At 67.3% G+C, this 8,442-nt stretch carries 9 protein-coding genes, 1 other RNA gene and 2 pseudogenes; 7 read left to right on the top strand and 5 right to left on the bottom strand.

All coding sequences use genetic code 11. From position 1 onward, the window contains the following. A pseudogene (locus ACTHJR_RS09820) lies at window positions 1–71 on the bottom strand (alpha/beta hydrolase); the annotation flags it as partial. Between the two features lie 105 nt (window positions 72–176). On the opposite strand from ACTHJR_RS09820, the gene ACTHJR_RS09815 reads away from it, so the two are divergent. The 7 genes from ACTHJR_RS09815 (at window position 177) to ACTHJR_RS09785 (ending at window position 5,645) form a co-directional block, all read left to right on the top strand. After that, window positions 177–1,250, top strand: a complete 1,074-nt coding sequence (locus ACTHJR_RS09815; protein WP_440522971.1) for a cysteine desulfurase family protein — start codon at window positions 177–179, stop codon at window positions 1,248–1,250. Then, window positions 1,247–2,326 carry a cysteine desulfurase family protein gene (locus ACTHJR_RS09810; RefSeq protein WP_440522970.1) on the top strand — a complete coding sequence of 360 codons (1,080 nt, stop codon included), beginning with the start codon at window positions 1,247–1,249 and terminating at the stop codon, window positions 2,324–2,326. Before ACTHJR_RS09815 ends, ACTHJR_RS09810 begins: the two co-directional genes overlap by 4 nt. After that, a complete protein-coding gene (locus tag ACTHJR_RS09805) occupies window positions 2,323–2,655 on the top strand; it encodes a 2Fe-2S iron-sulfur cluster-binding protein (protein ID WP_440522969.1) in 333 nt (110 codons plus the stop codon). The genes ACTHJR_RS09810 and ACTHJR_RS09805 overlap by 4 nt, the downstream gene beginning before the upstream one ends. A 347-nt stretch (window positions 2,656–3,002) precedes the next feature. Continuing rightward, an RNA gene (gene ffs / locus ACTHJR_RS09800) (signal recognition particle sRNA small type) lies at window positions 3,003–3,100 on the top strand. A gap of 168 nt (window positions 3,101–3,268) precedes the next feature. Continuing rightward, entirely contained in the window at window positions 3,269–3,619 is a 351-nt protein-coding gene (locus ACTHJR_RS09795) for a hypothetical protein (RefSeq protein ID WP_440522968.1), read from the top strand. 71 nt (window positions 3,620–3,690) lie between these two features. Continuing rightward, on the top strand, window positions 3,691–5,325 hold the full coding sequence (locus ACTHJR_RS09790; protein WP_440522967.1) for a DNA polymerase III subunit gamma/tau: 1,635 nt from the start codon (window positions 3,691–3,693) through the stop codon (window positions 5,323–5,325). Then, a complete protein-coding gene (locus ACTHJR_RS09785; RefSeq protein WP_440522965.1) occupies window positions 5,322–5,645 on the top strand; it encodes a YbaB/EbfC family nucleoid-associated protein in 324 nt (107 codons plus the stop codon). The genes ACTHJR_RS09790 and ACTHJR_RS09785 overlap by 4 nt, the downstream gene beginning before the upstream one ends. Here the strand turns inward: ACTHJR_RS09785 and ACTHJR_RS09780 are convergent. The 4 genes and pseudogenes from ACTHJR_RS09780 to ACTHJR_RS09765 form a co-directional block, all read right to left on the bottom strand. After that, window positions 5,629–6,129, bottom strand: a complete 501-nt coding sequence (locus ACTHJR_RS09780; protein WP_440522964.1) for a hypothetical protein — start codon at window positions 6,127–6,129, stop codon at window positions 5,629–5,631. The genes ACTHJR_RS09785 and ACTHJR_RS09780 overlap by 17 nt on opposite strands. Before the next feature lie 101 nt (window positions 6,130–6,230). Then, window positions 6,231–6,938 (bottom strand): monofunctional biosynthetic peptidoglycan transglycosylase, encoded by a 708-nt coding sequence (mtgA, locus tag ACTHJR_RS09775; protein WP_440522973.1) that lies wholly within the window; start codon window positions 6,936–6,938, stop codon window positions 6,231–6,233. Between the two features lie 129 nt (window positions 6,939–7,067). After that, window positions 7,068–8,261: pseudogene (locus ACTHJR_RS09770) on the bottom strand (flavin monoamine oxidase family protein); the annotation flags it as partial. 19 nt (window positions 8,262–8,280) lie between these two features. Next, window positions 8,281–8,442, bottom strand: a 162-nt coding sequence (locus tag ACTHJR_RS09765; RefSeq protein ID WP_440522972.1) for a sigma factor-like helix-turn-helix DNA-binding protein, incomplete at its 5' end; no start/stop codon positions are given.

Here is an 8,442-nt window from a genome sequence, read left to right as displayed (position 1 = left end):
CGCGGCTTGGGCGCGGGGGCGAAACGACCTTCGAGGCGGCCTTCGGGACCGGGGAAAATGACTTCGGGCATCGTTGTCCTGTTCTTTGCCGAGCAGTGGCGCCGGTGTGGCGCTAAAGGTTGCGCGCTATATAGGCAGCAGGCCCCAACACGCAATTGGAACGAGTCGGACCCTTGGTGACCTCGCGTATCTATCTCGATCATGCCGCGACCACGCCGCTGTTGCCGGCGGCGCGCAACGCGATGGCCGAAGGGTTCGCACGCTGGGCAAATCCCTCCTCGCCGCATGCCGAGGGGCGCGCGGCCAAGGCGGCGCTGGAGAAGGCGCGCGGACAGGTCGCGGCCGCCTATGGCTGGGCGGGCGAAGTCCTGTTCACCAGCGGCGCCAGTGAATCGCTCGGCATCGTCCTGACGCGATCGGCGGTGACGCGGCGGCTGGCGAGTGCGGTCGAGCACGATGCGGTGCTGCGCGCGGCCTATGACATCACGCTGGTACCGGTCGATGCGGCGGGGCTGGTCGACGCCGATGCGCTCGAAACGGCGATGGCCGGAGAGGGCCGCGCCGTGGTCGCGATCCAATGGGCCAATAGCGAGACCGGTATCCGCCAGCCGATCGCCGACCTCGCCGAACGTGTCCACGCCGCCGGCCATCTGCTGCTCGTCGATGCCGCGCAGATGCCGGCCGGCGCCGATCGCGAGGTCGCGCGGCACGCCGATTTCGTCGCACTGTCGGCGCACAAGCGCGGCGGGCCGATCGGCGTCGGCGCGTTGCTGGTGCGCGATCTCGCGACGCTCGATCCGACCGGCGGGCAGGAACGCGGCTACCGGCCCGGGACCGAGAATATGCCCGGCGTACTCGGCTATGCAGCGGCGTTGGCCGAGCCGGAGGATGTCGCCGGCTATCGTGAATTGCGCGCCCATCTGGACGCGGCGATCGCGGCGGCGGGTGGCGAGGCCATCCTGGCCGACCATTCGCGTCACCCCGCGATCGGTTCGTACCGCATGCCCGGCGTCGCCGCGACCACGCAGCTGATCCGCTTCGACATGGCCGGAATGGCGGTGTCGGCGGGCAGCGCCTGCGCCAGCGGGAGCATGAAGCCGAGCCACGTGCTCACTGCTATGGGCTGGGACATGCAGCGATCGCAGGAAGTGGTGCGGGTGAGTTTCGGGCGATCGACCACGCGCGCCGAGCTCGACGCGTTCGTCGAAGCCTGGCGCAAAATCGCGCAATCGCTGGCGCGCGCGGGATGATCTATCTCGATTACCAGGCGACCACGCCGCTCGCGCCCGAGGCGTTCGAGGCGATGCTGCCCTGGCTCAAGGAGCAGCACGCCAATCCACATTCGGCGCATGGGCCCGGGCGCGCGGCGAAGGCTGCGGTCGAGATGGCGCGCGCGCAGGTGGTCGCCTTGCTGCCCGCGGGCGGGTCGGTCAGTTTCACCAGTGGAGCAACCGAGGCGCTCAATTGGGCGATCAAGGGCGTCGGCGGCCCGCTGGTGACGCTAGCGACCGAGCATGCCGCGGTGCTCGATACCGCCGAAGCGGTCGGTGGCACCACGATCCTGCCGGTCGGGAGCGACGGGCTGGTCGATCTCGACGCGGCGCGCGCGGCAATCCGCCCCGGCGTGAAGCTGGTCGCGGCGATGCTGGTCAATAACGAGATCGGCGTCATCCAGCCGATTGCCTATCTCGCGGCCTTGGCCCATGACGCCGGCGCGCTGTTTCTCTGCGACGCGGTCCAGGGTTATGGCCGCGTGCCGATACCCGACGGCTGCGATCTGATCGCCCTGTCGGGCCACAAGATACACGGTCCCAAGGGGATCGGCGCGCTGTGGATCCGTGATGGCGTCTCGTTGCCGCCCTTGCTCCATGGTGGCGGCCAGGAAAAAGCCGGACGGTCGGGGACGCTGAGCCCTGCTCTATGCGCCGGTTTCGGTGCGGCGGCGGCGCTGATGGCGGCGCGGCGAAAGGAAGATACCGCGCATGTCGGCCGGCTGTGGGCGGCGGCGCGCGCGGTGCTGGACGACACCTGGATCCTCAACGGATCAGCCGACCATCGCTATTGCGGTAATCTCAACATCCGTCGCGACGGGCTCGACGTGGCCCGGCTGATGTCCGATTTGCGCGCTATCGCCTTTTCCGCTGGGTCGGCCTGTGCCAGCGGCTCGGGACGGCCGAGCCATGTGCTCGAAGCGATCGGGCTGAGCGACGCCGAAGCGCGCAGCAGCATCCGGATCGGCTTCGGGCGCTATACGACGGAGGATGACTTGGTGACCGCGCTCAATCGGATCGACGCCGCCGCCCGAGCGCAGCGGATCGCGGCATGACGCGGGTCGTCTTCATCGAGCGCGACGGCAGCACGCGGGAGGTCGAGGGCAAGCCCGGCGACCGCCTGCTCGATCTCGCGCAGAACGCCGGCGAACCGCTGGAGGGAACGTGCGAGGGGCAAATGGCTTGCTCGACGTGCCATGTGATCGTCGACGCCGATGATTTCGACAGGCTGCCGCCAGCGGTCGAGGAGGAAGAGGACATGCTCGACCTCGCCGCCGGGGCGACGCGCTACAGCCGGCTGTCATGCCAGATCTGGCTGAGCGATGTGCTCGATTCGCTCACCGTGCGCATTCCGCCCGACGCGAAAAACATGCAGGGTCGCTGACCTAATTTTGCCCCGGGTCATCGCAGCCGGATATTTATTCCGTTCGCGGAACGGCCCCCGCATGGTAAGCGTTTCGATGCGCCGGGGGGCGAACCATGGAGAGACACGCCATGAAATTCCTTGCTGTTGTTGCTGCTGGAATGCTTGCCGCTTCGGCACTCGCGCCGGTGCCGGCCGGAGCCGCGCCCGCGCCCGCGCGCTGGGGACACAAGACCAAGTGGAAAAAGGTGTGCACCGTCCGCTGGCACCATGGCCGCAAGATCCGAACCTGTCGCAAGGTTCGCGTCCGCTGGTAGCGGCCGGCGTTCTAATGGCTTGAAAGCGCCGCCCGACCCCGCCATATGCGCGGCGGGAGTCGGGCGGACGCAATCGTCGCCAACCCGGTCAGGTCCGGAAGGAAGCAGCCGTAACGATTTCGTTGCGGGTCGTTCCGGCTCCCACCTTCCTTCGTCGAGGACGAGCGCGGGCGTACGCCGAGCCGCCGTCGCGATAGCCTCCAGAATGGCGCTATCTCGTATCGCCGGACACGCCGTTTTTGGTACGGATGCGGAACGCGACGGCGCTTTCGCGCATTGGCGACAGTGCCTCTGACCCAAAAGGAAAGGAGTCCTGTATGCGTATCACTCATCTTTTCGTCGCACTGCTGGCCGTCGCCGGAGTGTCGGCGATCACCCCCGCGTCGGCCGAGACCTCGCTGAGCAAGACGGCGCCCATCGCCACTCCACTCGTCGCGCCGACCAGCGCTATCTCGAGCGCGAACCAGTATCGCGGCCGCCACTATCGCGGCGGCTATGGCCATGGTTATCGTGGCGATTACGGATACCGCGGCAATCGCGGTTGGCGGCGCGGTTATTATCGCCGGAATTATTACGCCTATCGCCCGTATCGCTGGCGAGGGCGGATGGCGTGTCGCACGTCGTGGCGCTGGGGTCGGCCGCATCGCGTTTGCTTCCGTCGCTGGTAACCGGCGCCGACGATCCGGGTTGGGGCTCAGGGCCGTTGCCGGTCCCGAGCCCGGGCCCTAGATAGGGGGCGATGTCCGACTCCTTCGACCTCGGCGAGCCGCCGCAGCCCCTGGATACCGCGTATCGCGTGCTCGCGCGCAAGTACCGGCCGCAGAATTTCGACCAGTTGATCGGCCAGGACGCGATGGTCCAGACGCTGGCCAATGCCATCCGTCGCGGCCGGCTGGCGCATGCCTTCCTGCTGACCGGCGTGCGCGGGGTGGGCAAGACCTCTACCGCGCGGCTGATCGCCAAGGCGCTCAATTGCATCGGCCCGGACGGGCAGGGCGGTCCGACGATCGATCCCTGCGGCGTGTGCGAACCCTGCGTGTCGATCGCGGAGGGCCGCAATATCGACGTGATCGAGATGGACGCCGCCAGCCATACCGGCGTCGACGACATGCGCGCGGTGATCGACGCCGCCCGGCTCGCCGCGTTCGGCGCGCGGTTCAAGATCTACATCATCGACGAAGTCCATATGCTGTCGAAGAACGCGTTCAACGCGCTTCTCAAGACCCTCGAAGAACCTCCTGAACATGTGAAGTTTCTCCTCGCGACGACCGAAGTGCAGAAAGTGCCGGTGACGGTGCTGTCGCGGTGTCAGCGGTTCGACTTGCGACGCATTCCCGCCGACAAGCTGGCGGCTCATTTCGCCCATGTTGCCGAGCGCGAAGGGGCGGAGGCGGATCCCGAGGCGCTGGCGCTGATCGCGCGCGCCGCCGACGGCTCGGCGCGCGACGGGCTGTCGATCCTCGACCAGGCGATCGCGCATGCCGGGATGGAAGGCGGCGGCGTGACCGCGCCGGCGGTGCGCGCGATGCTCGGCCTGTCCGACCGCGCCGCGATCCGCGACCTGTTCCAATTGCTGATCGACAGCGATGCGCCGGGCGCGCTCGCTGCTCTCCGCCAGCAATATGACCTCGGTGTCGATCCGCAATCGGTGCTGCGCGGCCTGCTCGAGACGGTCCATGCGGTGACCCTGGCGAGGCTGGGCGGCGACGCCGACCCCTCGCAATCGGCCGAGGAGCGGGAGGCATATCGGGAATGGGCGCGAATGCTGTCCTACCCGGCGCTTCATCGCTTGTGGCAATTGCTGCTCAAGGGCCATGACGAAGTGGCGCGCGCGGCGCTGCCGATCGAGGCGGGGGAAATGGCGCTGCTCCGCGTCGTCCATGCCTCCAGCCTGCCCGATCCTGGCGAATTGGCGCGCCAGATCGCCGGCGGTGGCGCGCCGTCGAACGCCGCGCCGGCACCCGTCGCCGCTGCGCCGACGGCGTCCGCCGCGACCGTCCAGGCGTTGCCGCCGACGTTCGACGCGATGGTCGAGCTGGTCCGCTCGCATGGCGGCGGCTCGCTGTTGTCGCACCTCAATGCCAATGCGCGCGTCGTCCGCTACGACCCGCCCGACCTCGTGCTGAGTACGTCGCGGCCCTTGCCCGCCGATCTGCCGGCGACGCTGACCGCGCGGCTCAACGAGCTGACCGGCGCCAAGTGGAAAGTGACCACCGAGGATGCCGAGGGCGAAGCGACGCTTGCCGAACGCCGCAAGGCCGAGGAAGAGGCCGAGCGCGCCGCGGTCATGGAAACCCCCATCGTGAAAGCGGCGTTGGAGGCATTCCCCGACGCGACGCTCGAACGGATCAACAAGGAAGCACAGGCATCATGAAAAGCCTCGAAGACATCATGGCGATGGCGCAGAACGTCCAGGCCGAACTGGCCAAGGCGCAGGACGGGCTCGACCAGATCGAGGTCGAGGGCGCGTCGGGCGGCGGCATGGTCAAGGTCAAGGCCTCGGCCAAGGGCCGAATCATCGGCATCGATATCGATCCCTCGCTGCTGCAGCCGTCAGAGAAGCAGATGCTCGAGGATCTGATCGTCGCCGCGTTCAACGACGCGCGAGGCAAGGCCGATGCTGCATCGAACGCCGAGATGGCGAAAATGACTCAGGGCCTGCCGCTGCCGCCGGGGTTCAAGCTGCCGTTCTGATCGGCTCGCGCTCTTGCTCGAATTCGCGCGCCTGCACTAGCCGGTCCTGCAACATCTTGCGCAAGTCCAGAGCCTCCTTCTTGAAGGGATAATCGAGTCGTCTGGTCCGCATCTCGGCTGCTGGCGACGGTTTCCAGTCGATCACCACAAAATGGTCGCGAGGCGCGCGGACGACATGGAAGGCGTCGATCTGCGGCCATTGCCAATGTTCGGTGCGTGTTCCGATCCTGAGGGTCAGGCCGTTCTGATCGACCGATAACCTCGGCGGGAAAAACAGCCTCGCGCCGAGCGCGGCCAGGCAAAAGGTCAATACGGCCGAGAGCAGCAGAGAAAGCAGGAGCAAGGGCAGCGCCTGATAGTGACGAAAGCCGAAGATCACGATCCTTATGGTCGTCGGCGTCGCGCACAGCGTGATGCCCAGGAAAGCGACATAGGTGAAGCGGCGCGAATTGACCGTGGCGGCGGGGAATTCGATGCGGTTCATTCGAGGCACCCTGAGCACGACCGGGACGTGGAGGGCGATTTCACATGGGCGGTGCTAATTTCCGATTGACGTGGGGCGGGCCCGCCAAGGCCACTATGGTCTCAACGCAAACAGCTATCGAGCCCATTCCCTCGCACCACGTTGACGTAGCGCGCCAGCGCGTTGCCATGCCGCCGCACGAACCCCTGCGGGTCGATCGCGGCGCGTTTCTTGGGAAGTGGCAGTACCGCGGCGATGCGACCCGCCTCCGTTGGCGTCATGCGCGACGCGTCGTGGCCGAAATAGCGGATCGACCCCGCATTGGCGCCGTAAGTGCCGATCCCCGTCTCGGCGACGTTGAGATAGACTTCCATGATGCGATGCTTGCCCCAGAGGTGCTCGATCAGGAAGGTGAACCAGGCCTCGAACCCCTTGCGGATATAGCCGCCGCCCTGGATCAGGAAGACGTTCTTGGCGGTTTGCTGGCTGATCGTCGACCCGCCGCGGATGCGTCCGCCTTTCTTGTTGCGTTCGTACGCCTGTTTGAGCGCGCCGAAATCGAACCCGTCGTGCAGGCAGAAGCGCGCATCCTCGCCGGCGATCGCGGCGCGCGGCATGTTCGGGTCCATGCGGTCCAGCGCCATCCATTGTTTGGTGATCAACTGGCCGTGCAGCACGTCACCGAGCATGGTGAAGGTGAAGGGCGGATTGATGAAGCGATAGACGCCGACCCACAGCACGCTGATCACGATGAAAGCGAGCGCGCCTTTCCAGATCCAGCCGAACAGGCGGCGCAGGAAGGGGCGGCGGGGCTTGGCTCTGGCGGGCATCGGTTCGGACAGGGGCTCGGTTTCGGGCTGGGGGATCGCAATATCGGGGGCGGTGGGCGAGGGTGCCGTCATCAGCGGCATGGTCGCCACTATCCGCGGTCGGCGGTCGGCGGCAAGCGCCTCTTCGGCGGCGGCGACCCCGGTCTCATAGGCGCCGTGCGCGGTAGAGAAGTCGCTCGCCGAACAGGCTTCGCCGGCGAAGAAGATGCGATCAGCGTGCGGCGCGGCCAATATCGGGCGCTGGCCGGCGTGGCCGATCCGGGCGTGCGAATAGCTGCCGCGAATGAAGGGCTCGGCGCGCCAACGCGTCCGCGCGATCGGCTGAAGACGCAGGCGCCAGTCGTTGCCGAGCAGCCGGGCAAGCTCGCCGATCGCGAAATCGGCGGCGGCGCGATCGTCCTCGCGCTCGAGCGCCTCGGCGCAATCGCCCCCGAAGAACGCCTCGACCACCGGCTGGCCGAGATAGCCGACCTGATAGCTGGCGGTCGCCGACGAATGTGGATTCCCGACCAGATGCGCGTTGTGCGGATAATCGCCACCGCGGATGCCGAGGTAGATCTTGTCGGCGAGACCGAGCGGCAAGGCCGCGGCGGCGTCCCGCTTGGCGGGCAGGGGCGGGTCGAAGTTGAGATCGCCATCGGCCAGGATCGGGGTCGGCACCGCGACGATCACGCGATCGGCCTCGACCAGGCCGGCGGGCGTGATGAGCCGCATCCGCGGCCCGCGATGGTCGATCAGCGATACGGGCGTGTTGAGCCGCGTCGGCAGGCCCTTGCCGTGCGCCGCGATCAGCGTGCCATAGCCTTCGATCAGCCGCCAATTGTCGTCGCCGGCGGCATCCTCATAGGCCGCCCAATCGTGCAGCGAGACCGCGCCGAGATTGGCGCCATTGGCGTAGCCCGAGATCGCGTCGATCAGCGGCCGCCACGGATTGTCGGGTTGGATGAAATCCGCAAGCGGCCGGTCGGGGCCCGCCGCATAGCCGTGCGCCCGCTCGCTGAATTGCTGATAGGCGTCGTGGAATGCCTCCTGATCGGGTTTGGGAAAGCCGAGATCGTGCCATTGCTCGCGCCAATGCGCCGGCGTGCGATCGATCTGGAACCCCTCGGCCAGCGCGATCCGCGTCCAGGGATTGCGGTCGGCCGAATGCAGCCAGCCGCAGCCGAGATCGAGTGCCTCGCGACCGACGCGCACGGTATGCGCGCGCCCACCGATCCGCCCGCTCGCCTCGAGCAACAGCACGTCGGCTCCGGAATCGCGAAGGCGCCGCGCGGCAGCGATGCCGGCGGCGCCTGCTCCGATGACGACGAACTTGCTGCTCATCGCCTTTCTATAGGGCGATTTACGCCGCGATCAGCCGCTTTTCGCCGGCCAGCCGCATCATCACCTTCTGCAGTTTCTCGAAGGCGCGGACCTCGATCTGGCGGACGCGTTCGCGCGACACGCCATAGACCTGGCTCAATTCCTCGAGCGTCTTGGGATCGTCGGTCAGCCGGCGCTCGGT

The organism is Sphingomonas sp., from assembly GCF_051962185.1.
Classification (GTDB): Bacteria; Pseudomonadota; Alphaproteobacteria; order Sphingomonadales; family Sphingomonadaceae; genus Sphingomonas.
The sequence above is the reverse complement of the archived record's forward strand: the minus strand, read 5'-3'. Positions and strand labels throughout refer to the sequence as shown.

Excerpts from the sequence above, each read along its gene's own strand:
- ACTHJR_RS09785 (WP_440522965.1), top strand. The coding sequence starts at position 5,322 with ATGAAAAGCCTCGAAGACATCATGGCGATGGCGCAGAACGTCCAGGCC.
- mtgA (WP_440522973.1), bottom strand. The coding sequence starts at position 6,938 with ATGCCCGCCAGAGCCAAGCCCCGCCGCCCCTTCCTGCGCCGCCTGTTC.
- ACTHJR_RS09795 (WP_440522968.1), top strand. The coding sequence starts at position 3,269 with ATGCGTATCACTCATCTTTTCGTCGCACTGCTGGCCGTCGCCGGAGTG.
- ACTHJR_RS09805 (WP_440522969.1), top strand. The coding sequence starts at position 2,323 with ATGACGCGGGTCGTCTTCATCGAGCGCGACGGCAGCACGCGGGAGGTC.
- ACTHJR_RS09790 (WP_440522967.1), top strand. The coding sequence starts at position 3,691 with ATGTCCGACTCCTTCGACCTCGGCGAGCCGCCGCAGCCCCTGGATACC.
- ACTHJR_RS09810 (WP_440522970.1), top strand. The coding sequence starts at position 1,247 with ATGATCTATCTCGATTACCAGGCGACCACGCCGCTCGCGCCCGAGGCG.
- ACTHJR_RS09780 (WP_440522964.1), bottom strand. The coding sequence starts at position 6,129 with ATGAACCGCATCGAATTCCCCGCCGCCACGGTCAATTCGCGCCGCTTC.